This is a genomic window from Pseudomonas cistanchae (genome assembly GCF_054483635.1).
Genome location: NZ_JBTLWN010000001.1, coordinates 440,907 through 464,346 on the forward strand (window position 1 = coordinate 440,907; position 23,440 = coordinate 464,346).

The window sequence follows — 23,440 nt, forward strand, 5'->3', positions numbered from 1 at the left end:
TGCCGCATCGAGGCTTGGCATGCACGCGGTTGCCCGGGCCGTTCAGCTCAGCCCTTGAAGCGCTGGTGCAGCGCGGCGGCCACGGCCGGGTGGACGAAGTTGGAGATATCGCCGTCCAGGGCCGCGATTTCACGCACCAGGGTGGACGAGATAAAGGAGTATTTTTCCGACGGGGTGAGGAACAGGCTTTCCACATCCGGCGCCAACTGACGGTTCATGTTGGCCAGCTGGAATTCGTATTCGAAGTCCGACACCGCGCGCAACCCGCGCAGCAGCACGTTGGCGCCCTGTTCTTTGGCGAAGTGCGCGAGCAGCGTGGAAAAGCCCACCACCTCGACATTGGGCAGATGCTTGGTCACTTCCCGCGCCAACGCCACGCGTTGCTCCAGGGGAAACAGCGGATTCTTCTTCGGGCTGGCGGCTACCGCGATGATCACGCTGTCGAACAGTCGCGAGGCGCGTTCGACCAGGTCGCCATGGCCCTTGGTGATGGGGTCGAAGGTGCCTGGGTATAACACTCGATTCATCGTGACATCCTGGCGGGTCCGTTTGGGAGTCGGATGGTAGCGCAGCAGTTCTCTGCGGCCAAGTCGAGCCGCCGGTCAGGCTTTGCCGCGAGCCAGGAAATACAGCAGCGCCGCGACGACCAGGCAGGCCAGCGCCACCCAGTCAGCGATCACCACGCGGCGCAGCGCCTCGTTGTAGCCGGGGCTGCTCCATGCCAGAACAAGAAAGCTGAGCACGCTGACCAGTCCGCCGAGCAATGCGATGGGTTGCAGCGCTGGGCGCAGCGCCGCGTATAGCAAAAACAGGCCAAGCAGGCCGAACAGCACGGCGCGGCTGCGCATCAGGATCAACAGGTTGGGCTCTTGGAACGCCAGCCCATAGAGGGTGGTCAGCCGTTCTGCACCGAGCACGCCGCTGAGCGGCAGCAGGTGGATGATCCCGGCGATGATCAACAGTGCTGAAATGACCTTCTGCATAACGTGCTTCCGCAACCTCGTTTAGGCGTTGAGCCGTTCCGCCAGTTGGCTGGCCAGCTTGGCGCTGAAGCTGTAGACCGACATCTGCGGATTGGCGCCGATGCTGGTGGGGAACAGCGAGCCGTCGTGGATCGACAGGTTGCTTAACTGATGGTGCCGGCCGAGGCTGTCGGTGACCGCCAGTTGCGGGTCTTCACCCATCGCGCAGCCGCCCATGACGTGCGCGCTGCCCAGGCGGGTGCGATAGATCTCCAGCGGCAGGCTGTCGATCAGGGTCTTGGCTTCGCCCAGGGTTTTCACATAGCCGGCGTCGGCATGCAGCGGCAGCACCGCCTTGGCGCCCGCGGCGAACTGGATCTCGGCCATGCTGTGGAATGCCCGGCGCACGCCGTCCCAGGTGTAGTCGGTCATCCGGTAATCGAGCACCGGGCTGCCATCGCCGCGCAGTTCCACAGTGCCTTCCGCGCTGTCCGGGTGGAAGCCGTCGCGCAGCAGGGCGAGCATGACGTTGGTATTGGGCAGTTGCTCCATGCGCATGGCGTTGTCGATGCCGAAGCGGCCGAGCAGGGTAGTGGTCAGTGCCGGCTGCAGCGGCGGCACTTCCAACTTGTAGGAGAGCTGGCCGGTGGCGCCGTCATTCCACTGGAAGTGGTCGGAGTAGACCGACTGGGGTGCGCCATAGAACGGGTTGATGACCTGCTCGAACTGCGCGGCGGAAAAATTCACCAAGTGCAGGAACGTGCGCTTGCCGGTGCGCCCGTGTGGATCAGGCGCGTCGGAGCGCAACAGCAGGCCGGGGGTGTTGATGCCGCCGCCGGACAGCACGTAATGCTTGGCCTTGACCAGGATCTTGCGACCGTTGGGCGCGACGCTGCGCTCGTCCATGCCCAGGCATTCGATGCCGCTGACGCGGTCACCGTCGAACAGCAGACGTTGGGCGCGGGCCAGATAAAGCAGCTCGCCGCCTTTTTCCAGGGTGGCGGGAATAGTCGTGACCAGCATCGATTGTTTGGCGTTGGTCGGGCAGCCCATGCCGCAATAACCCAGGTTCCAGCAGCCGGCGACATTGCGCGAAATCACGTTCCACTCGTAGCCGAGCTTGTCGCAGCCGCTGCGCAGTACATCGTTGTTGGCGTTCGGCGGAACCGCCCATGGCGCAACGCCGAGGCGCTTTTCCATGCGCTCGAACCAGGGCAGCATCTCCGCCTGACTGAAGCCTTGAATGCCGTATTCGCTGGCCCAGTGTTCGAGGGTCGGAGTCGGTGTGCGGAAGGTCGCGGTCCAGTTGATCAAGGTGGTGCCGCCAACCGCGCGGCCCTGCATGATGGTGATCGCGCCGTCCTTGCTCATCCGCCCGATGCCCTCCTGATAGAGGTTGGCGTAGGCCTGATCCTCCATCATCTTGAAGTCGCTGCTGGTTTTCAGTGGGCCTTCTTCGATCAGCAGCACCTTGAAACCCGCCGCGCTGAGAATTTCGGCCGTGGTACCGCCGCCCGCCCCGCTGCCGACGATGGCGACGTCCGCTTCGAGGGTCAGGTCGTTATCCAGGCGCGAGCCGTTGTGGGTTTTCCAGCCGCGGGCGAGGCCTTCGGCGAACAAATCGGGTACAGGCATGCTTCTTCCTCGATGGCCGCTGAATCCGTGCGTCGCTCGCTGCGGCTCAGGCGTCTCTTATTGATCTTGTTTGAAATACAAGCGGCTCAGACCGTCGGCGGGCCGGGATAGCCGCAATGCGCCCAGGACTCGCTGCGGCTGTACCAGCTCATCATCACCAGTTGCAGCAGCGAGGCGTGGCCCATGTTCAGCAGGGCGATCGAGCTGTTCTGCCAGCGCGAGAGGAAGGCGCGCACATCTTCGCTCGAGGCCTTTTCCCAACTGCCCCACACCCCGGTCAGCGGGCCACGGGTCACCGGCATGGCGAGCACGTCGAACAGTTGCACAGTGAGCTTGAGCATTTCCGGTGACAGGTGATTCAGGCTGTAATCCAGGCTTTGGATGGTGCCCGCGACGGCTTTGGGCATCGCCTGCGGAGTGACTGCACCTTCGAGCATCACCGGAATCAGCGCATTGAGAAGGGGCAGGTCGGACTCACGAAGCACCGCAAAGCCGGCCTGCGGCGTGCTCGCCGAACAGCCGCTGAGCGTGGCAGTCAGCCCGGCGGTGGCGAGAAAAGCCGTGCCCATCACGCCGATTTTCAGCAGGTTGCGCCGCGACAGGGTCGGCGCAGCAACGGTGGTGTCGGTCATTGTTGTTATCACCCGTAGTGTTGTCGCCAATGCAAAAGGTGTAAGCGCGCCGCTGCCGGCGCGCGGTGCGCCAGCGAATTAACGCACGAACAATTTATAGATCAGCTTCTGCATGGCCTTGCCGTACGGCGGGTAGATCAGCTTGGCGGCGTTGAAGCGCTGCTTGATAAACACCCCCTTGGCCTTGCTGAAGGTGAGAAAACCCTCGTGGCCGTGGTAATGGCCCATGCCGGACGGGCCGACGCCGCCGAACGGCATGTCGTCCTGGGCCACATGCAGCAGCGTGTCGTTCAGGCACACGCCGCCGGAGTGGGTTTCATGCAGCACGCGGTTCTGCTCGCGCTTGTCATAGCCGAAGTAATAGAGCGCCAGCGGGCGGGCGCGCTGGTTGATATAGGCGAAGGCGTCCTCGATGCGCTCGTACGGCACGATGGGCAGCAGGGGGCCGAAGATTTCGTCCTGCATGACGCGCATGTCGTCGTTGACGTTCAGCAGCACGCTGAAAGGCATGCGTCGGCCTTGGCCCTGGTCGAACAGCGAAATGACCGTTGCGCCTTTGCTTTCGGCATCTTTCAAATAGCCGTTCAGACGCTGTTGCTGGCGCTCGTTGATGATCGCGGTGTAATCCGGGTTGTCCTGCAATTGCGGGTAGAAGCCGCGCACCACCTGGCGATAGGCCTCGACGAAGCCCTGCACGCGTTCCTTGGGCACCAGCACGTAATCGGGCGCCACGCAGGTCTGGCCGGCGTTCATGGTCTTGCCGAAGGCAATCCGTTCGGCGGCGTCCGCCAGTGGCACGTCGGCGGAAACGATGGCCGGTGATTTACCGCCCAGCTCCAGGGTAACCGGCGTCAGGTTTTCCGCTGCGGCGCGCATCACGTGCTTGCCGATACTGGTGGCGCCGGTGAACAGGAGGTGATCGAACGGCAGTTTGGAGAAGGCCATGCCGACTTCCGCTTCGCCCAGCACCACGGTGACCAGGTCCTCCGGGAAGACCTTGGCGAGCAGGTCCTTGATCAGCTGCGAAGCGGCCGGGGTCGATTCGCTCATCTTGATCATCACCCGGTTACCGGCCGACAGCGCGCCCACCAGCGGACCGATGGCGAGAAACAGCGGGTAATTCCAGGGCACGATCACGCCGACCACCCCAAGCGGCTGGTAGATGACCTTGGCCGAGGCTGGCATGAACTGCATGCCGACGCTGCGACGCGAGGGTTTCATCCATTTCTTGATGCGCTTGGTCGCGTAGTGAATGCCATGCAGGCTGGGCATGATCTCGGCGATCAGGGTTTCATCGGCGGAGCGGTTGCTGAAGTCCTGATTGATCGCCTGGATCAAGCTGTCGCGCTCGTTGCTGAGCAGCTCGGCCAGGGCTTTCAGCCACATGATGCGCTGTTCGGCAGAAGGCATCGGGTTGGCCTGAAATGCCTGGCGCTGGCGGGCGAAGCTCGTCTCGAGCTGGCTGATCTGCTGCTGATTCTGCTGCAGGCTTTGTTCTAGATAAGCGACGTCGGCAACCATGTTTAGCTCCTTGGCGATCCAGCGGAGTCAGTGCGGCCAGGGGCGTGCAATGGCGTCCGTTACGGTGTGCTGGATTTTTAGAGCAATTGCTCTAATCTGTCAAATGGCATTCGCGGGCGGCACCGGTTGTGTGTGCTGGTCGCTATCGATCGCGTCCTTTAACGCGGTCCGGATATCAGCCGGCAGGTTTCTCCGTGTACCTTTGCGCAATTGATCAAGATACGAGTCGTGTATGGCGTCCCCTCCGAAAACCCGCGAGCGCATCATCCAAGCCAGCCTGGAGCTGTTCAACGCCCAGGGCGAACGCAGCGTCACCACCAATCACATTGCCGCGCACCTGGGGATTTCCCCCGGCAACCTGTACTACCACTTCCGTAACAAGCAGGCGATCATCGCCGAACTGTTCGCCCAGTACGAAAGCCAGGTCAACGCCTTCCTGCGCCGCCCTGCGCGCGCGCTGACGGTGGAGGACAAGACCTTTTACCTGGAGGCGCTGCTCGCCGCGATGTGGCACTACCGCTTTCTTCATCGCGACCTGGAGCACTTGCTGGACAGCGACGCCGAAATGGCGGAGCGCTACAAGGTGTTCGCCCAGCGCTGCCTGCAGCAGGCGCAAGACATCTATCAGGGGTTTGTCGACGCCGGCATCCTGCTGATGAAGCCCGCGCAGATCGAAGCGCTAACGCTCAATAGCTGGATCATCATGACGTCCTGGGTGCGCTTCCTGTGTACCACTCGCGGCAATCCGGGCGACCTCAGCGAGGAAATGCTGCGCCGTGGGATCTATCAGATACTGGCGCTCGAAGGCGGCTATATCGCACCACAAGCGCACGAGGCTGTGGAGGCACTCTATGCCAAACTGCATGTGCCGCTTGAACAGGTGATTTAACTAGTACTTGGCTTCGATGGGGCGGCGGGTTGCGCTTTTGTAGGGTGGTTGGCAGCGAATGGTCACATTTACCCTGTAAAGCGGGGTTTGCGCGCCGCGTACTCGCCCTACAGTGGCTCTGTAGCCTGGGCTGCCAGCCACTGGGGAATCCGCCGCTCCAGGTAATAACTCGGTCGCCGTAGCGAACCCTCGACAAAGCCGACATGGCCGCCGTGCGCGTGCAATTCCATTTCCGTGCAGGGCGATAGCTCGCTGGCAGCCGGCACGCTGTGACTGAATACGAAGGGGTCGTCAGCCGCGTGGATGATCAGCGTCGGCGTCTCGATCCGGCCAAGAAAGTACCGGCTGGAGGCGCGCTTGTAGTAGTCCTGGGCATCGCTATAGCCGTGCAGAGGCGCGGTAATGCGGCCGTCGAAATCCCAGAAGGTACGCATGCCATCCAGGGGGCCGAGCTTCTCTAGGATCGACAGGTGATCGGCCTGGCCTTGATCGGTAAACAGCCGCTGCTTGCTCTTCACGTAGGCGACCATTTCGCGCATGAAGTGCGCCTGGTATACCCGTGAAAAGCCCAGGCCGATGCGGTCGGCGCACTGATCCAGGCGGAACGGCACCGAGACCGCGACCGCCCCTTGCAGCAGGCTGTCGGCGCCGCTCTCACCGAGGTGCTTGAGCAACACGTTGCCACCCAGGGAATAACCCACGGCGTACAGCGGCGCCATGGGTCGTTGCGCGCGCAGGTGGCGCAGCGCTTCGGCCAGGTCTTCGCTGGCGCCGGAGTGATAACCGCGCGGCAACAGGTTGGGCTCACCCGAACAGCCGCGCCAGTTCAGCGCGACGCTGGCCCAGCCCTGGGCGGCCAACGTCTGCTGCAAGCCGAGCACATACAGCGAGTTGGACGAGCCGGTCAGGCCATGCAGCACCAGCACCAAGGGCGCCTCGGCTTCATGGGGGCCGTGCCAGTCAAGGTCGAGAAAGTCGCCGTCCTCCAGCCACAGCCGCTCGCGCTGCCGCTCAAGTTTCGCTGGTCGGCGGCACATCGGGTTCCACAGCGTCTGCAGGTGCGGGCCGGGCAGCCACCAGGCGGGTTTGAAAGGCGCGGTCATGGCGGAGTGTCTATCAAGAAAGTGGTCAGGCTAGGGCCAGCAGCGACGAAACGGAAGGGGAATGAGCCAGGCGAATAGTAGAACCTGGCCCAGGCCAGGCTTGGTGTTCGATCAGCGTTTTGCGCACCTAAGCATTCTGAATATTGCGTAGCTCAATCCGATAAAACCGACCATGCGTTGCTCCGCTATCCCGATTCGTATGCCGTCATTGCCTCCATAGAGGATTCTGCTCGTCAGTCCGAACCCTATCTCGTTGTCGGTGAGTATTAGTGCCAGCGCCAGCGCCCCCAAGAGCAGGAAGGGCAAATTGCCGTAGATAAAACTTTTCAATGGCTACCTCAACCTCGTCCTGCCTGCGTTTGGCGGGGTTGAGCTAAGCCGAACGCTGCCACAGCGCGTAATACACCTGGCCGGCTTTCTGCTCGCGGTGCAGGCGCCAGTTGCCTGGCAGGCCGAGGCTCGAGGGCGGGTTTTCGCTTTCGGTGTACACCCAGGCGCTCTCGGCCAGCCAGCCGTTGCGTTCCAGCGCCTGGCAAGCGGGCAGCAACAGCTCCTGATTGAATGGCGGGTCGAGAAACACCAGATCGAACGCCGAAACCGGCGACCCTTGCAGATAAACCAGGGCATCGGTTTGCAACAGCTCGCCGTTTTCGCACTTCAGGGTCTGCAGGTGGCTGCGCAGGCTGGCGACGGCCGCGGGATTCAGGTCCAGCGCCAGCCCGCTTGAGGCGCCGCGCGAGAGCGCCTCGAGAAACAGCGCGCCGCTGCCGGCGAACAGGTCCAGCACCTTGGCGCCTTCGACATAGGGCGCCAGCCAGTTGAACAGGGTTTCGCGCACCCGGTTTGGCGTCGGGCGCAGGCCGGCCGCCATCGGGAAGTTGAACTGACGCGAGCGCCATTGCCCGGCGATGATCCGCAATTGACCGTCGCCGCCATGAGCCGGCACTGCTTTGCCTGGTTTGCGCATCAGTGCTCCGGTACGCCAGAAGGTTGCTCGGCAGGCGCGTCGGTCGGCGGCGGCAGTTCTTTCTGTGCCACCGTCGGCCCGGCGGTGACGATCACCAGCGCATCGGGGTCGAGGTGTTTGGCCATCGCCGCTTTCACCTGTTCGGCGCTCAGCGCCTGCACCTGGTCCATAAACACTTCCAGATAATCCAGTGGCAGGTCGTAGAAGCCGATCGAGCCCAGTTGGCCGACGATGGCGGCGTTGCTCGCGGTGGACAGCGGGAAACTGCCCGCCAGTTCGCGCTTGGCGTTATTCAGCTCTTCTTCGCTCGGGCCGCTGGCGAGGTAGTCCGCCAGCAACCCCTTGACCAGTTGCAGCGTGCCTTCGCTCAATTCGGCGCGGGTCTGCAGGCTGATCATGAAGGGGCCGCGGGCCTGCATGGCGCTGAAGCCGGAGTAGACGCCGTAGGTCAGGCCGCGCTTCTCGCGTACTTCTGTCATCAGCCGGGTGCCGAAACCGCCGCCACCAAACACCTGGTTGCCCAGGTAGAGCGCTGCGTAATCGGGATCGCGGCGGTCGATGCCTAGCTGAGCAATCAGCAGGTGAGTCTGGTTGGACGGAAATTCGATATGGCTCTTGCCCGCCTCCGGCTGTTGTGGGACGGGTGGCGGGGGCAGCGCCGGACCTTTTGGCAGCGCCGCGGACACCTCGGCGACCAGCGCCTCGGCTTCTGCGCGGCTGAGGTCACCCACCAGCGCGATCACCGCGTTGGCCGGGGTATAGGCGCGGCTATGGAAGGCCTGCAACTGCTCGCGGCTGATCTGCGGGATCGACTCGGCGTTGCCTTCGCTGGAATGGGCGTAGGGGTGTTCGCCGTACAGCTGCTCGAACAGCTTCAGACTCGCCAGTTTGCCGGGGTTCTGCTTCTGGTATTCGAAGCCGGCCAGCAGCTGGTTCTTGATCCGCGCCAGGGCGTCCTCGGGGAAGGTCGGCTGGCCGATCACCTGATTGAACAGCGCCAGCGCGGGCTCGCGCTTGTCCACCGCGCTTAGGCTGCGCAGGCTGGCCACGGCCATGTCGCGGTAGGCACCGTTGCCGAATTCTGCGCCTAGCCCCTCGAAACCGGCGGCGATAGCACCGACATCCTTGCCCGGCACGCCTTCGTTGAGCATCGCATTGGTCAGCATGGCCAGGCCGGGTACGCCTTGGTCCTGGCTGCTGCCGGCGGCGAACGTCAGGCGCAGGTCGAACATCGGCAGTTCAGGCGCGGCAACGAACAGCACTTTGGCGCCCTCGGCGGTTTGCCAGGTCTGGATGTTCAGGTCGCGCCGGCTTGGCGCCTTGCCATCGAGTTCGGCGAGGGACTGAATGCTGGTCGTTGACGCCGGTGCTGGCGCCGCCCGGATGGCTGCCTCGGGGCGGCTGACAACCCAGGCAAGCACCGCCAGCAACACCAGTAAAGCCAGGCCGAGCAGGCCATAGCGCAGGCCGTTGCGCTCACTCATCGCGCTTCTCCTCGGGTAGAACATGGGCGACGCTCAAGCGGTCGCGGGTGAAAAAGGTCGTTGCGGCGTTCTGGATGTCTTGCGGGGTGACCGCTTCCAGCGCGGCCAGCTCCTGATCCATCAACTGCCAGGACAGCCCCACAGTTTCCAGCTGACCGATGGTGGTGGCCTGGCTGGTGATCGAATCACGCTCGTACACCAGGCTGGCGATGACCTGCGCCCGCACCCGCGCGAGTTCCTCGGCGGAGGGCGGATTGCGCTGCAGATCCTGCAGCTCGCGCCACAGGCCCGCTTCGGTCTGTTCAAGGGTTTTGCCGGTTTGCACATTCGGCGTGGCGGACAGCACGAACAGGCTGTCGCCGCGCGGGAACGCGTCGTACCAGGCCGACGCGCCGGACACCAGCTCTTCGCCGCGTTCCAGGCGTGTCGCCAGGCGGGCGCTGTAGCCGCCATCCAGCAGGGCGGCGATCAGGCGCAGGGCGTGCACCTGGCTCGGAGAATCGGCGGTTGCCAAGCCGGGCACGTTGAAGCCCATCATCAGGCTCGGTAGCTGAGTTTTCAGGTACAGGGTGATGCGCCGTTCACCGGGTGCGTCGAGTTCCAGCGGGATTTTTGCCGGCGGCACGGCGCGCTTGGGGATGTCGGCGAAGTAACGCTCGGCCAGGACTTTCACTTCGCTGGCGCTGACATCGCCGACCACCACCAGGGTGGCGTTGTTCGGCGCGTACCAGGCTTCGTACCAGGCGCGCAGCTCCTCGACGGTCATGCGCTCAAGGTCGGCCATCCAGCCGATGGTCGGGGTGTGATAACCGCTGGCCGGGTAGGCCATGGCCTTGAAGCGCTCGTAGGCCAGGCTCGACGGCTTGTCGTCGGTGCGCAGGCGGCGCTCTTCCTTGATCACTTCGATTTCGCGTTTGAACTCGTCGGCCGGCAGCTTGAGGCTGGCCAGCCGGTCGGCTTCCAGCTCCAGGGCGATGGCCAGGCGATCACGCGCCAGGACCTGGTAGTACGCGGTGTAGTCGTCGCTGGTGAAGGCGTTCTCCTCGGCCCCGAGCTCGCGCAGGATGCGTGACGCCTCGCCTGCACCGAGTTTGCGGCTGCCCTTGAACATCATGTGTTCAAGGGCGTGGGACAGGCCGGTCTGGCCTGGCGTCTCGTAGCTGGAACCGACCTTGTACCAGAGCTGGGAGACCACCACTGGCGCGCGGTGATCTTCGCGGACGATGACCTTGAGGCCGTTGTCCAGGGTGAATTCATGGGTGGGTTGTGGAGCAGCGGCAAATGTCAGGAGCGGGGTACAGAGCATGCCGAAGAACAGGGCGGCAGTGCGTCGGGCAATCATATTCATCACGTGTTGACCTGTCGGACGGGCCCGCTTGGTCTTAGCGTCGGCGGGCGCGGAGGTGCTAGGATACGCATCCGTTTTACTGGCGGCCACGTCTGGTAAGTCGTCTAAATATTACCGAGCAGTTTCTTCAGCTTGATTTGCGCTGCACGGTTAACGCTTTAGACCAGGCTGCTGGCGCGTCGCCCCTTTGAGATAGCCGTCTCCATGCTTGGTTCAAACGACGACAAGAAAACCCCCGCACCGAGCGCAGCGCCCGCTGCCGAGAAAGCCGCCGAGAAAAAAGACCTGTTCGGCTGGCTGCGTAAAAAGCCTCAACCAGCCGCCCCGGCTGCGCCAGCCGATGCGCCGATTGCGGTCGAGCCTGCCGCCGAGCCAGTCACGGTTGTGCCGGAGGTCCCGAGCGAAACGCCGCCGTCAGCACCGGTCGACAGCGTTCCCGCGCCACTCGCCAATGCCGCGCCGGCTGTTGCCGAAGCGCCCGCATCGCCTCGGCCGTCTCGTTTTCGCATCAATGCCGGCAGTGAAGTGCTGCATGAGCACATCGAAGAGCCCGTGTTCGTTGCCCCGCTGGAGGCACCCGCAGCGCCTCCGGTAGCCGCGGAAAAAAGCGTGGAAGAGGGCAAGGCCGGGTTTCTCGATCGGCTGAAACAGGGCCTGTCGAAAACCAGCGCCAGCCTCGGCGAGGGCATGGCCAGCCTGTTCCTCGGCAAGAAAGTCATCGATGACGACTTGCTCGACGAGATCGAAACTCGCCTGCTGACTGCCGACGTTGGCGTCGAAGCCACCACTGCGATCATTCAGAGCCTCACCCAGAAAGTCGCGCGCAAGCAGCTGACCGACAGCGGTGCGCTTTACAAGGCGTTGCAGCAAGAGCTGGCGGCGCTGCTCAAGCCGGTCGAGCAGCCCCTGCAGATCGACAGCGGCAAGCAGCCCTACGTGATCCTGGTGGTCGGCGTGAACGGCGCCGGCAAGACCACCACCATCGGCAAGTTGGCCAAGAAGCTGCAGCAGGACGGCAAGAAGGTCATGCTGGCCGCTGGCGACACCTTCCGCGCCGCCGCGGTCGAGCAGTTGCAGGTGTGGGGCGAGCGCAACCAGATCGCGGTGATCGCCCAGCACACCGGCGCCGACTCGGCCTCGGTGATCTTCGACGCCGTGCAGGCGGCCAAAGCCCGTGGTATGGACGTGCTGATCGCCGATACCGCCGGCCGTCTGCACACCAAGGACAACCTGATGGAGGAGCTGAAAAAGGTCCGTCGGGTGATCGGCAAGCTCGATGACACGGCGCCGCATGAGGTGCTGCTGGTACTGGATGCCGGCACCGGGCAGAACGCGATCAGCCAGGCCAAACAGTTCCATCAGACGGTCAACCTGACCGGGCTGGCGCTGACCAAGCTCGATGGCACCGCCAAGGGCGGCGTCATCTTCGCCCTGGCCAAGCAGTTCGGATTGCCGATTCGTTATATCGGCGTCGGCGAAGGCATCGACGATTTGCGCACCTTCGAAGCCGATGCTTTCGTTCAGGCGCTGTTCGCCCAGAGAGAGCGTGCATGATTCGATTCGAGCAGGTCGGTAAACGCTACCCCAATGGGCACGTCGGGCTGCACGAACTGAGTTTTCGCGTGCGGCGCGGCGAATTCCTGTTTGTCACCGGCCACTCCGGCGCTGGCAAGAGCACGCTATTACGCCTGCTGTTGGCCATGGAGCGCCCCACCAGCGGCAAGCTGCTGCTGGCCGGCCAGGACCTGTCGCAGATCACCAACGCGCAGATCCCGTTTTTGCGTCGGCAGATCGGCGTTGTATTTCAAAATCACCAGTTGCTGTTCGACCGCAGCGTGTTCGACAACGTCGCCCTGCCGCTGCAGATTCTCGGTCTGTCCAAGGCGGAAATCGGCAAGCGCGTCGGCGCGGCGCTGGAGCGCGTATCGCTGTCGGACAAGGCCGAGCAGTTCCCCAGTGAACTGTCCACTGGTCAGCAGCAGCGTGTCGGCATCGCCCGCGCGGTGGTCCACCGTCCCGCGCTGCTGCTCGCGGACGAGCCGACCGGTAACCTCGACCCGCGCCTGGCCGCCGAGATCATGGGGGTGTTCGAGGACATCAATCGCCTCGGCACCAGCGTGCTGATCGCCAGCCATGACCTGGCGCTGATCGCGCGCATGCGCCATCGCATGCTGACGCTGCAGCGCGGCCGCTTGATCGGTGACGGGGAGGCTGTCTGATGAGTGCGACTCGTATGCCGCCACCACAGCCGGCGCAACGCGTGGGTGCGGCGCCGAAGAAATCCGATCCGCACGGTCCTGACGATGGTCCGGATTTTCGCAGTCAGCTCAACGCCTGGCTGGAAAGCCACAGGGCCAGCTTGGTCGACAGCCTGCGCCGGTTGGCCAAGCAGCCGGTTGGCAGTTTTTTTACTTGCCTGGTGATGGCCGTTGCGCTGAGCCTGCCGATGGGCTTGGCGCTGCTGCTGGACAACGTCGAGCGGCTCGGCGGCTCCTGGCAGCGTGCGGCGCAGATTTCCCTGTTCCTTCAGCTTGATGCCAGCGAGGCGGAAGGCCAGGCGCTGCGTGAGCAGATCGCCGCCATGGACGATGTCGCGGACGCCGAGTGGATCAGCCGTGAACGGGCACTGGAGGAATTCCAGCAGCAGTCCGGCCTCGGCGAGGCACTCAAGGAGTTGCCGGAAAACCCGCTGCCTGGCGTGGTCCTGGTAACGCCCCGGGAAATCGACAAGGTCACGCTTGAAGCCCTGCGGCTGCGCTTGGCCGAACTGCCCAAGGTGCAGCAGGCGCAGCTCGACCTGCTGTGGGTCGAGCGCTTGACCGCGATACTCAACCTGGGCGATCGGTTCGTGTTCGGCCTCACGCTGCTGCTGGTGATGGCGCTGCTGCTGGTCATCGGCAACACCATCCGCCTGCATATCGAGAATCGCCGCACTGAAATCGAAGTGATCAAGCTGGTGGGCGGTACCGACAGTTACGTGCGCCGTCCGTTTCTCTATATGGGTGCGCTCTACGGGCTCGGCGCAGGGTTGTTGGCGTGGCTGGTGCTGGCCTACGGCCTGGGCTGGCTGGACAACGCCGTGGTGCGTCTGGCTGGCTTGTATGGCAGCGACTTCGCCCTGGGTGGCGTGCCGGTTGCGGATGGTTTTTCGCTGGTCCTGGGCGCGGTTCTGCTTGGCTACATCGGCGCCTGGCTGGCGGTTGCGCGGCATTTGAGCGAATTGGCGCCACGCTAGTAAGTTATTGTTTTTGTTGATATTGATTATGTGTAAGGGAACTTGTATAGGCGTGTTCAGTCGTATTGCTCAGTGCTACACTGCGCACGATTCGTGAGTTGGAGGATTCAAATGTCCACTTCTTTGCAACCTGTTCATGCCCTAGTCCCAGGCGCCAACCTGGAGGCTTACGTGCATGCGGTCAACAGCATTCCGCTGCTGACGCCTGAGCAGGAGCGCGAACTGGCCGGTAGTCTTTTCTACAAGCAGGACCTCGAGGCTGCTCGGCAAATGGTGCTCGCGCACCTGCGCTTTGTCGTGCATATCGCGCGCAGTTATTCCGGTTATGGCCTGGCCCAGGCTGACCTGATTCAGGAAGGCAACGTCGGCCTGATGAAGGCGGTCAAGCGCTTCAACCCGGAAATGGGTGTGCGCCTGGTGTCGTTCGCCGTGCACTGGATTCGCGCGGAGATTCACGAGTTCATCCTGCGCAACTGGCGCATCGTCAAGGTCGCGACCACCAAGGCCCAACGCAAGCTGTTCTTTAACCTGCGCAGCCAGAAAAAGCGTCTGGCCTGGTTGAACAACGACGAAGTGCACGCCGTGGCGGAAAGCCTGGGTGTCGAGCCGCGCGAAGTTCGCGAAATGGAAAGCCGCCTCACCGGCCATGACATGGCATTCGACCCGGCCGCCGATGCTGATGACGAGAGCGCATTCCACTCGCCCGCGCAGTATCTGGAAGACAACCGCTACGACCCGGCGCGTCAGCTGGAGGATTCGGACTGGAGCGACAGCTCCACCGCCAATCTGCACGAAGCGCTGGAAGGTCTCGACGAGCGCAGCCGGGATATCCTCTATCAGCGTTGGCTGGCCGAGGAAAAGGCCACGTTGCATGAGCTGGCCGCCAAGTACAACGTCTCCGCCGAGCGCATACGCCAGTTGGAGAAGAACGCCATGAACAAGCTCAAAGGCTCGATTGCGGCGTAAGCGCAACATCTCAAGAAGCCGCACCCAGGTGCGGCTTTTTTCTGCCTGGAGAAAACCTGCATGAAGCTGCGCGTCGAGCATTGGTTGTTTCTGGCATTGGTTGCCGTGCTGTTTTTCTCGATGGGTGCCTGGTTGCAGCGCTCTGCCGGTCCGGCCGCGCCATTGCCCTGGTGGCCACAGTGGCAGAGCGAAGTGCTGACGCCATTGGCGGAGGATCGGCTGAGTCTTGTCCGGTTGAGCGATGTGCTGGACGGTGAGCTGTGGCTGCAACCGCGGCTGGAGGGTCCGCGCCTGCTGTATCGCGGCGAATGGCAAGCCGACGAGGGCAATTGGGCGCTGGAAGCCGAGCTGGTAATGAGCCAGGCCGAGCGCGAGAGTCTGATGCAGGCGCTCGGCCTCGTGTCCACGGACGGTGAACAGCCGCTTGGCGAGGAGCTGCTGGCGCAGATAGGCCGGTATGGCGTGGCGAGCGTGATGATTCGGCCGTTGTCGGAGGACATCGAGGCGCAGCGGCTGGCGAGCAGCATTGGCCCGCCGCGTCTGCGTCTGGAATTGCCCGAGGGGCAGGCCTGGGTCTATCCCGAGCGTGGGCTTACCGCGCATCTGGAGGGTGATTTTCTGCGCCTGCTGCACCTGGTGCCGCGCGAAGCGCTCAAGCGCTAACCCGTGGCTCTCGATTCACCCTAGAGCCCGCTTGGCCACCAGTCCGGTCGGCTCGGTTGCAGGCGGTCAAGGTAGTGGCTGCCGCCCAGTTGCCACATCTGCTGGCGTATCCAGCCCGCGCGCCGGGTGACATGGGGGCCGGGCCGGCTGGCGCTCCAGTCGCGCGGGTTGGGTAGCACGGCGGCCAGCAAACTGGCCTGCTGACGGGACAGATAGGCCGCACCGATGTCGAAGTGATGCCGCGCAGCCGCCTCGGCGCCAAACACCCCCTCGCCCCATTCGACGCTGTTGAGGTAGACCTCGAGGATCCGCTGTTTCGGCCAGAGCAGTTCGACCAGCGCGGTAAACCAGACCTCGACACCCTTGCGCAACCAGCTGCGCCCCGACCAGAGAAACAGATTCTTCGCCACTTGCTGACTCAGGGTGCTGGCGCCGCGCAGAGAACCGCCTTGCTGGTTGTGCTCCAGCGCAGCCTGAATTGCTGCGACATCGAAGCCCCAATGCTCGGCGAATTTCTGGTCTTCGGCGGCGATCACCGCAATCTTCAGGTTATCCGGCAACTTTGCCCAGGGCTGCCAGCTCCGTTGCAGGTCAATCGGCCGGTCCTCCAGCCATGACTCGATCTTGCGCTCGGCCATCAACGCGGTGCCCGGTGGCGGCACCCAGCGAAACAGCAGCACCAGCAGGAACGAGCCGATCAGCAGCACGAGCAGCCATTTGAACAAGCGGCGGAAGATGGATCGAAGCATGCGAACTTGGCCCGTGCGGATTTGCGCGCCATTATAGCCAGCGCTTTCCCTATGTCTGGAGTGATGATGGCTCGTCTGTGGTTGTTGCTGTCGGCCGTTGCCGGTTTCACCGGGGTCGCCCTTGGCGCGTTTGCTGCCCATGGCCTCAAAGGCAGGCTGTCAGCCGAATACCTCGCTGTGTTCCAGACCGGCACGCATTATCAGTTGATCCACGCGCTGGCCCTGTTCGGGGTCGGCCTGCTGGCCTTGCGCGCGCCAGGCCGGCTGATCAGCGTTGCGGGTGGCGCGTTCGCCCTCGGCATCCTGCTGTTTTCCGGCAGCCTGTATCTGTTGACGCTAACAGGCACGAGCGCGCTGGGCATTGTCACGCCGTTTGGCGGGCTGGCCTTTCTGGTCGGCTGGTTCTGCCTGGGCGCGGCCGCCTGGAAGCTGGCATGACCACTATGAGGGGCAGGACGAACGGTGTCCTTTAGCCTTGGTCATCGACCATGATCGGGCTAGAATGCCGGCCCTTTTCCACGTTGTGACCGCGCCGTCATGCACATTCAGTTAAACGGTGAAGCATTCGAGCTGCCCGATGGGGAAACCGTAGCGGACCTTATCAATCGCCTGGATTTAGCTGGACGCCGGGTGGCCGTCGAGCTCAATCTCGACATAGTGCCGCGCAGCCAGCACTCGACCACGGCGCTTCGCGACGGGGATCAGGTCGAAGTGGTGCATGCCATCGGTGGCGGTTGAAGCCGCCTGCAAGCCGCCCGCCACCCAGCCTTGAGGATGTTTCGATGAGCCAATTACGCAGCAACAAGCCGTTCACCCTGGCTGGTCGCACCTATCAATCGCGCCTGCTGGTAGGCACCGGTAAATACAAAGACCTCGATGAAACTCGCGCGGCGATCGAAGCCTCCGGCGCAGAAATCGTCACCGTGGCGGTGCGCCGGACCAACATCGGCCAGAATCCCGGCGAGCCGAATCTGCTCGACGTGATCAGCCCCGAGCGTTATACCATCCTGCCGAATACCGCCGGCTGCTATGACGCCGTCGAGGCTGTGCGTACCTGCCGCCTGGCCCGTGAACTGCTGGATGGCCACAAGCTGGTCAAGCTGGAAGTGCTGGCCGATCAGAAGACCCTGTTCCCCAACGTGATCGAAACCCTCAAGGCGGCCGAGACCCTGGTCAACGATGGTTTCGACGTCATGGTGTACACCAGCGACGATCCGATCATCGCCCGCCAGCTCGCGCAAATGGGCTGTATCGCGGTAATGCCACTGGCGGGCCTGATCGGCACGGGCCTGGGCATCTGCAACCCGTACAACCTGCGCATCATTCTCGAAGAGGCGACGGTGCCCGTACTAGTCGATGCCGGTGTCGGTACTGCGTCCGACGCGACCATCGCCATGGAGCTGGGCTGCGAGGCAGTGCTGATGAACAGCGCCATCGCCCACGCGCAGAACCCGGTGATGATGGCCGAGGCGATGAAATACGCCATCGAGGCCGGCCGCCTCGCCTACCTGGCCGGGCGCATGCCGAAAAAGCTGTACGCCAGCGCATCGTCCCCGCTGGACGGTCTGATCGGCTGAACGCCCCGTACAATCGAATTTAAGAGTTAGTTGATGATCGAATCTCACCAGTCATCGGCCGCGCCCGAAGAAAAGCGCCTGCACCGCACCATCAAGAGCTTCGTGATGCGCGCCGGGAGAATGACCGAAGGCCAGCAGCGTGGCCTGGATCAGGGCTGGCCAAAGTTCGGTCTGGAGCTGGCGGCGGGTGCGCCGGATTTCGATCAGCTGTTCGGCCGCACCGCGCCGCGCACCCTCGAAATCGGCTTCGGCATGGGCCATTCGCTGCTGGAAATGGCTGCTGCCGCGCCGGAGCTGGACTTTATCGGGGTCGAAGTTCATCGCCCCGGCGTCGGCGCGTTGCTCAACGGCCTGATAACGCAGAGCCTCGGCAACGTGCGGGTCTACAGCTGCGATGCCCTCGAGGTGCTGCGCAATTGCGTCGCCGATGCCAGCCTGGATCGCGTGCTGCTGTTCTTCCCCGATCCGTGGCACAAGGCGCGGCATCACAAGCGGCGCATTGTCCAGCCGGCGTTTGCCGAGCTGGTCCGGCAGAAGCTCAAGATCGGCGGCGTGCTGCACATGGCCACCGACTGGGAGGCGTATGCCGAGTACATGCTGGAAGTGATGAACGTGGCGCCGGGGTATCGAAACCTCGCTGCCGACGGGCGCTGTGTCGAGCGTCCCGCTGAGCGCCCGACGACCAAGTTCGAGCGCCGCGGAGAGCGCCTTGGCCACGGTGTGTGGGACCTGAAGTTTCAGCGCGACGCGTAATCAGTTTTTCGAGTGCCGCGTCGTTCGGCACTACACTCAATTGGCAGCCAGGACGGCTGCTGAAGATCGGGACAACCCGACGCCAGGATGGCTCCTCACCGCCTGCAGCATTCATGAAGCTCGACCTGTCGGTCGCGAGCACAATAAATAGCGGCGCAAGCCTCGTGCGCCGTGAGGAGAACACACGTGTTAAAAGCACTTCCATTCTTGCTACTGGTCAGTCTGGCCATGCAAGCGCAGGCCAAGGTCGACGGTGCGCAAGCCGCACGTCTGGGTCAGGACCTAACGCCCCTGGGCGGTGAGCTCGCTGGCAATGCCGCCGGCACCATTCCACGCTGGGAAGGCGGCCTGGCGCAGCCTCCGGCCAACTACCAGCCGGGCATGCACCATCCCGATCCGTATGCAGGCGATGCGCCGCTGTACAAGGTCAACAGCCAGAACCTCAGCCAATACCAGGCGCAGCTGACACCAGGTTTCAAGGCGCTGCTGGAAAAGAACCCAGAGTATTACCTTCAGGTCTTCCCGACCCGCCGTAGCGCCGCAGCGCCGCAGCGGATCTACGATGCCACGCGCTTCAACGCGCAGAACGCCGAGCTGATCTCTGGCGGCAATGGCGTCGATGGAACGGCGGCAGGGATACCGTTCCCGATGCCGCAAACTGGCCAGGAAGCAATCTGGAACCACATCATGCGTTACCGCGGCGAGCAGTTCAGCAGCGTCACGAATGTGGCTGCGGTGCTTGCCAGTGGCGACTACAACCTGATCAAGCAGGAGCGTGAGGTCTACTTCCTTTACGGCCGTGATGGGGTAACACCGAAGGACCTCGACAACACCTTGTTCTATTACAAGTATCGGGTCGTCGCGCCGTCCAAGTTGGCTGGCAACGCGCTGGTCGTGCAGGAAACCATCGACCAGGTGCTCGCCATCCGCAAGGCCTGGCGTTTCAGCCGCGGTGAGCGTCGCGTGCGTCGTCTGCCGATGCTGGCCTACGATAGCCTGCAGCCGGATACCAATGGCTTGGCTACCGCCGACGTTGTCGACTCCTACAATGGCGCGCCGGATCGTTACGAGTGGAAGCTGATCGGCAAGCAGGAAATGCTGGTGCCGTACAACAGCTACGCCGTGCACCAGAAGGGCATCCCCTACGAGAACATTCTCAAGCGCGATTCGGTCAACCCGGAGCTGCTGCGTTACGAGCTGCACCGGGTCTGGGTCGTCGAAGCGGACCTGCGCAAGGGTCACAGCCATCCGTATCACAAGCGTCGCTTCTACCTCGACGAGGACAGCTGGCAGATCCTCGCAGTTGACCTGTACGACAAGAGCGGTGAGCTGAGCGGCCTGCAGGAAAGTCATCCGATCAGCTACTACGAAGTGCCGATGTTCGGCAGCACCCTGGAGACCATCTATGACCTCAAGGGTGGTCGCTACTTCGTCGATGGCCTCGACAACAACGAGCCCATGTACAACTTCAACGCCGACCTGCATCCGCGCGATTTCACTGCCCAGGCGCTGCGCCGCGAAGGCAACTGATTCGTCGTAGTCCGCAAAAAAGCCGCCTGTATAAGGCGGCTTTTTTCGTTATGCGCATGCCAACCGCGGGCGCATGGCGAAGGTGTAAATCCTGGCTGGCCCGTGAGTCAGCGAGGCGCTTTCGGCCACATTTGGAGCAACCCCTAGAGGCGGAAGCTGCCCATCTGTGCGGCCAGGTCATCTGACAGTCTGCGCAAGGGTCTGCAGTCCTCTTGGCAGCGCTTGGCGCCTCGGTCGCGGAGTGGGCAATGACGCGTCTGGGGCCGTGAAAATCGGATACCCCAGCAGCGCTCATAACCCCACAGGTGCCAGCCGCTCCAACCTGGCCAGGAAAAGCCTGGCAGAGCCGTTGCAGGCTATGCGCAGGTAATCCTCGCGCAAGTAATCCTGATAACCCTCCAACAGTACGCCTTGACCGGCATGTAGCCGCAACTGCTCGCCACTGAGCAACGTGCAGTCGAGCTCGCTGCCAGCCTGACAATAGACAAACAGCACCTCGCTGCCAGTGAGCCACTGCTGGCCTTGCAGCTCCAGATAGTGCAGGCGGTGCCGCCAGCGTTCGCGGCGGCTCATCAGATTGAAGTCCTGTACCGGGCCGGCGAGAAGCTCGGCCCGCACATCCAGCTCGCCGGCAAAGCTCAGCACAGGATTGCTTGGGTCGAGAATGATCGGCTCGGGCAGGCTCAGGCGCAGACCCGCGCCGCTGAGCAGAGCAAGGCTGCGGTCGATACCAGGGAACTGGGAAAAGGGGCCGGCGCTATTCACCCAGGCGCTGCTGATGCGCCACTCGAAGTCGTCCAGGCTTGCGCCGGACGGGGAGATGGCCAGCTCCAGAGTGACGCCCTTGCCGTTTTTCCACGGCAGTCGGCGGGCGGTATGGCTGTCGACGAGGCGGATGCTCACGGGATCTCTCATAGGGTTTTCTTTCATGTATATACATTAAAAAGATGATGCTCCTCAATCCTGGGTGTCAGTGTTGCTGATCGCCTGTGGCAGCTGCATGCCTCTGTGCTGATATAACCGCGCATATCGGCCGGCTCCGCTTTATTAGATGCTGCTCGCTGATTGAGCGTGGTGCGGTGACATCTTTACCGATGGCTGGGGTTGACGACCGCACGGTCAGATTTTATTGTATATACAAATTCGATCAAGGAGCGCCTTATGCCTTCTCCCGTCCCAAGCCTGCTCTGGCGTGATCTCTGTCTGTTCGACGGCCTGACGACGCTGGCTGAGCCGATCAATCTGCTGGTGGCGGATGGCAAAGTCGCGGGGCTGTGGCCTACCAGCGCGTTTCCTGAAGCTATGGCTGATGGCGCGGTCGAAGCCGGGCGTGGCGGGGTGATGACCCCGGGCCTGGTGGATTGCCACACGCATCTGGTGTACGCCGGCAATCGCGCCGCTGAATTCGAACAGCGTCTTGAGGGCGTCAGCTACGCCGAGATCGCCAAGGCCGGCGGCGGCATTCTCAGCACCGTGCGCGCCACCCGTGCCGCCAGCGAGGACGAGCTGCTGGCGCAGAGCCTGCCGCGTTTGCAGGCGCTGCTGGACGACGGCGTGACCACCCTGGAAATCAAGTCCGGCTATGGCCTGACTATCGACGATGAATTGAAGATGCTGCGCGTCACTCGCCGTCTTGGCGAGTTGCGGCCGCTACGCATCATTACCACCTTGCTCGGTGCTCATGCCTTGCCGCCGGAATTCGCCGACGATAGCGACGGCTATATCGCCCTGGTGTGCAACGAGATGATCCCGGCGGCCGTTGCCGAAGGCCTGGCCGATGCGGTGGACGTGTTCTGCGAAAACATCGGCTTCACGCCGGCGCAGTGCGAATTGGTGTTCCAGGCGGCGAAGCGCCATGGCCTACCCATCAAGATGCACGCTGAGCAATTGTCCAATCAGGGCGGCAGTGCCTTGACCGCACGTTATCGGGGCCTCTCGGCTGACCATATCGAGTTTCTCGACGAGGCCGGGGTGCAGGCCATGGCCGCCGCGGGCACCGTGGCCACCCTGTTGCCGGGGGCCTTTTATACCCTGCGCGAAACCCAGTTGCCGCCCATCGCGCTGCTGCGTCAGCACAACGTGCCGATGGCCCTGGCCAGCGATGCCAACCCCGGTACCTCGCCGATCTGCTTTCCGACCCTGACCCTTAACCAGGCCTGCACCCTGTTCCGTTTGACCCCGTGCGAAGCCCTGGCCGGTATGACCGCCTATGCCGCCCGCGCCCTCGGCCGCCCTGACCTGGGGCGGATCGAGGTTGGGGCCCCCGCCGACCTGTGCCTGTGGGATGTGCAGCAACCTGCCGAACTGGCCTATGCGGTCCAACCGGGCCGGCTGCGTCAGCGCATCTTTAACGGCGCCATTAGTTACAGCAAAGAAGCCAACACCTATGCACGCTGATCGCAACTCCATGGACCTCTGGCAGGGCCGCGTCGATCCGGAAGCCGACAGCTCGCGCTGGCATCAGCGCATTCAGGAACTGAGTGCGGACAGCCAGCCTGGTGTGGCCCTGCTCGGTTTCGCCAGCGACGAAGGCGTGCGGCGCAACCATGGCCGTGTTGGCGCGGTGAATGGTCCGCTGGCGATGCGCAAGGCGTTGGCCAATCTGGCCTGGCACCGTCAGGGCGCCGCCTATGACGCCGGTGATGTGCTGTGCGCTGATGGCGATCTGGAAAGCGCCCAAGCGCGCCTCGGCCATAACGTTTGTGCGCTGCTGGATGCCGGGCATTTGCCGGTCGTTCTCGGTGGCGGCCATGAGGTGGCTTTTGGCAGCTGGCAGGGTATTGCCGAGCATATGGCCGGTGCTGCTGCACCTCGGATGGCCGCCCCGCGCATAGGCATTATCAATTTCGACGCGCACTTTGACCTGCGCGACCCGGCTCATGCCCGTTCCTCCGGCACGCCGTTCGCGCAGATTGCCGAGCAGTGCGCCGCCCGCGGCTGGCCATTCGCCTACGCCTGCCTCGGTGTAAGCCGCGCCAGCAATACCCGCGCCTTGTTCCAGCGCGCCGCCGAGCTGAATGTGCTGGTGCGCGAAGACCGCGAGATTCGCGAAGGCAGTCTGACAGCGCTTAGTGCCGAGTTGCAGGCGTTTATCGCCGGTTGCGACGCGATCTACCTGACCATCGATATCGACGTGCTGCCGGCCTGCGAAGCCCCAGGCGTCAGCGCCCCGGCAGCGCGTGGCGTGCCGCTGGCGCTGCTTGAGCCGCTGCTGGAAACCGTGCGCGACAGCGGCAAGTTGCGCCTGATGGACCTGGCTGAACTCAACCCCGAACACGATATCGACAGCCGCACCGCCAAGGTAGCGGCGCGCCTGATTCACCTGTTGACCCTGACCGGCTAAGCGCTACTTGGCCACTTCCCTGACAACAATAAATACAGAGGAATGCACAGATGACACCCTTCACCCAGCACCGCCACGGCGGC

24 protein-coding genes are annotated in these 23,440 nt (G+C 63.2%); 13 read left to right on the forward strand and 11 right to left on the reverse strand.

All coding sequences use genetic code 11. The features are described 5' to 3' along the window. Positions 1 to 47: 47 nt before the first annotated feature. From coaD to ACX0MV_RS02040, 5 genes are all read right to left on the reverse strand, one after another. Positions 48 to 527 (reverse strand): pantetheine-phosphate adenylyltransferase, encoded by a 480-nt coding sequence (gene coaD, locus ACX0MV_RS02020; RefSeq protein WP_458980825.1) that lies wholly within the window; start codon positions 525 to 527, stop codon positions 48 to 50. 75 nt (positions 528 to 602) lie between these two features. Next, a complete protein-coding gene (locus ACX0MV_RS02025) occupies positions 603 to 983 on the reverse strand; it encodes a phosphopantetheine adenylyltransferase (protein WP_458980826.1) in 381 nt (126 codons plus the stop codon). A gap of 21 nt (positions 984 to 1,004) precedes the next feature. After that, positions 1,005 to 2,597, reverse strand: coding sequence for a GMC family oxidoreductase (locus ACX0MV_RS02030; protein ID WP_458980827.1), 1,593 nt, complete (start codon positions 2,595 to 2,597; stop codon positions 1,005 to 1,007). Between the two features lie 86 nt (positions 2,598 to 2,683). Further along, entirely contained in the window at positions 2,684 to 3,229 is a 546-nt protein-coding gene (locus tag ACX0MV_RS02035; protein WP_458980828.1) for a twin-arginine translocation pathway signal protein, read from the reverse strand. Between the two features lie 78 nt (positions 3,230 to 3,307). Beyond that, on the reverse strand, positions 3,308 to 4,750 hold the full coding sequence (locus ACX0MV_RS02040) for a coniferyl aldehyde dehydrogenase (RefSeq protein ID WP_458980829.1): 1,443 nt from the start codon (positions 4,748 to 4,750) through the stop codon (positions 3,308 to 3,310). 232 nt (positions 4,751 to 4,982) lie between these two features. On the opposite strand from ACX0MV_RS02040, the gene ACX0MV_RS02045 reads away from it, so the two are divergent. Continuing rightward, positions 4,983 to 5,639, forward strand: coding sequence for a TetR/AcrR family transcriptional regulator (locus tag ACX0MV_RS02045; RefSeq protein ID WP_458980830.1), 657 nt, complete (start codon positions 4,983 to 4,985; stop codon positions 5,637 to 5,639). A 107-nt stretch (positions 5,640 to 5,746) separates the two neighbouring features. On the opposite strand, the gene ACX0MV_RS02050 is transcribed toward ACX0MV_RS02045, so the two are convergent. The 4 genes from ACX0MV_RS02050 to ACX0MV_RS02065 form a co-directional block, all read right to left on the reverse strand. Next, entirely contained in the window at positions 5,747 to 6,742 is a 996-nt protein-coding gene (locus ACX0MV_RS02050) for a hydrolase (protein WP_458980831.1), read from the reverse strand. A gap of 373 nt (positions 6,743 to 7,115) precedes the next feature. Further along, complete coding sequence (rsmD, locus tag ACX0MV_RS02055; RefSeq protein ID WP_458980832.1) at positions 7,116 to 7,709, reverse strand: 16S rRNA (guanine(966)-N(2))-methyltransferase RsmD; 594 nt, start codon at positions 7,707 to 7,709, stop codon at positions 7,116 to 7,118. After that, positions 7,709 to 9,193, reverse strand: a complete 1,485-nt coding sequence (locus ACX0MV_RS02060) for a M16 family metallopeptidase (RefSeq protein ID WP_458980833.1) — start codon at positions 9,191 to 9,193, stop codon at positions 7,709 to 7,711. The genes rsmD and ACX0MV_RS02060 overlap by 1 nt, the downstream gene beginning before the upstream one ends. Next, a complete protein-coding gene (locus ACX0MV_RS02065; RefSeq protein WP_458980834.1) occupies positions 9,186 to 10,541 on the reverse strand; it encodes a M16 family metallopeptidase in 1,356 nt (451 codons plus the stop codon). The genes ACX0MV_RS02060 and ACX0MV_RS02065 overlap by 8 nt, the downstream gene beginning before the upstream one ends. Positions 10,542 to 10,745: 204 nt before the next feature. On the opposite strand from ACX0MV_RS02065, the gene ftsY reads away from it, so the two are divergent. The 5 genes from ftsY (at position 10,746) to ACX0MV_RS02090 (ending at position 15,405) form a co-directional block, all read left to right on the forward strand. Beyond that, positions 10,746 to 12,095, forward strand: coding sequence for a signal recognition particle-docking protein FtsY (gene ftsY / locus ACX0MV_RS02070; protein ID WP_458980835.1), 1,350 nt, complete (start codon positions 10,746 to 10,748; stop codon positions 12,093 to 12,095). After that, entirely contained in the window at positions 12,092 to 12,760 is a 669-nt protein-coding gene (gene ftsE / locus ACX0MV_RS02075) for a cell division ATP-binding protein FtsE (RefSeq protein WP_458980836.1), read from the forward strand. Before ftsY ends, ftsE begins: the two co-directional genes overlap by 4 nt. Next, complete coding sequence (ftsX, locus tag ACX0MV_RS02080) at positions 12,760 to 13,776, forward strand: permease-like cell division protein FtsX (RefSeq protein WP_458980837.1); 1,017 nt, start codon at positions 12,760 to 12,762, stop codon at positions 13,774 to 13,776. The genes ftsE and ftsX overlap by 1 nt, the downstream gene beginning before the upstream one ends. A gap of 111 nt (positions 13,777 to 13,887) precedes the next feature. Continuing rightward, positions 13,888 to 14,742: an RNA polymerase sigma factor RpoH gene (gene rpoH / locus ACX0MV_RS02085; protein ID WP_458980838.1), complete on the forward strand. Its 855-nt coding sequence runs from the start codon at positions 13,888 to 13,890 to the stop codon at positions 14,740 to 14,742. A gap of 60 nt (positions 14,743 to 14,802) precedes the next feature. Then, on the forward strand, positions 14,803 to 15,405 hold the full coding sequence (locus ACX0MV_RS02090) for a hypothetical protein (protein ID WP_458980839.1): 603 nt from the start codon (positions 14,803 to 14,805) through the stop codon (positions 15,403 to 15,405). Between the two features lie 20 nt (positions 15,406 to 15,425). Here ACX0MV_RS02090 and mtgA read toward each other — a convergent pair whose 3' ends face one another. Beyond that, the gene (gene mtgA / locus ACX0MV_RS02095) at positions 15,426 to 16,154 is read right to left on the reverse strand and encodes a monofunctional biosynthetic peptidoglycan transglycosylase (RefSeq protein WP_458980840.1); all 729 of its coding nucleotides are present in this window, start codon (positions 16,152 to 16,154) and stop codon (positions 15,426 to 15,428) included. Positions 16,155 to 16,220: 66 nt separating this feature from the next. Here mtgA and ACX0MV_RS02100 point away from each other — a divergent pair, with 66 nt between their 5' ends. From ACX0MV_RS02100 to ACX0MV_RS02120, 5 genes are all read left to right on the forward strand, one after another. Beyond that, positions 16,221 to 16,592, forward strand: a complete 372-nt coding sequence (locus tag ACX0MV_RS02100) for a DUF423 domain-containing protein (RefSeq protein ID WP_458980841.1) — start codon at positions 16,221 to 16,223, stop codon at positions 16,590 to 16,592. A 99-nt stretch (positions 16,593 to 16,691) separates the two neighbouring features. Continuing rightward, positions 16,692 to 16,892, forward strand: a complete 201-nt coding sequence (gene thiS / locus ACX0MV_RS02105; RefSeq protein WP_458980842.1) for a sulfur carrier protein ThiS — start codon at positions 16,692 to 16,694, stop codon at positions 16,890 to 16,892. A gap of 44 nt (positions 16,893 to 16,936) precedes the next feature. Continuing rightward, positions 16,937 to 17,731 (forward strand): thiazole synthase, encoded by a 795-nt coding sequence (locus ACX0MV_RS02110; protein ID WP_458980843.1) that lies wholly within the window; start codon positions 16,937 to 16,939, stop codon positions 17,729 to 17,731. Between the two features lie 33 nt (positions 17,732 to 17,764). Then, the gene (trmB, locus tag ACX0MV_RS02115; protein WP_458980844.1) at positions 17,765 to 18,484 is read left to right on the forward strand and encodes a tRNA (guanosine(46)-N7)-methyltransferase TrmB; all 720 of its coding nucleotides are present in this window, start codon (positions 17,765 to 17,767) and stop codon (positions 18,482 to 18,484) included. A 228-nt stretch (positions 18,485 to 18,712) separates the two neighbouring features. Next, positions 18,713 to 20,014, forward strand: coding sequence for a DUF1329 domain-containing protein (locus tag ACX0MV_RS02120; RefSeq protein WP_458981738.1), 1,302 nt, complete (start codon positions 18,713 to 18,715; stop codon positions 20,012 to 20,014). Between the two features lie 291 nt (positions 20,015 to 20,305). Here the strand turns inward: ACX0MV_RS02120 and ACX0MV_RS02125 are convergent, their stop codons facing one another. After that, positions 20,306 to 20,917, reverse strand: a complete 612-nt coding sequence (locus ACX0MV_RS02125) for a HutD/Ves family protein (RefSeq protein ID WP_458980845.1) — start codon at positions 20,915 to 20,917, stop codon at positions 20,306 to 20,308. A gap of 258 nt (positions 20,918 to 21,175) precedes the next feature. Between ACX0MV_RS02125 and hutI the strand changes: the two genes are divergently transcribed. Then, complete coding sequence (gene hutI, locus ACX0MV_RS02130; protein ID WP_458980846.1) at positions 21,176 to 22,411, forward strand: imidazolonepropionase; 1,236 nt, start codon at positions 21,176 to 21,178, stop codon at positions 22,409 to 22,411. Beyond that, the gene (hutG, locus tag ACX0MV_RS02135) at positions 22,401 to 23,357 is read left to right on the forward strand and encodes a formimidoylglutamase (protein ID WP_458980847.1); all 957 of its coding nucleotides are present in this window, start codon (positions 22,401 to 22,403) and stop codon (positions 23,355 to 23,357) included. The genes hutI and hutG overlap by 11 nt, the downstream gene beginning before the upstream one ends. The last annotated feature ends 83 nt before the right edge of the window (positions 23,358 to 23,440 follow it).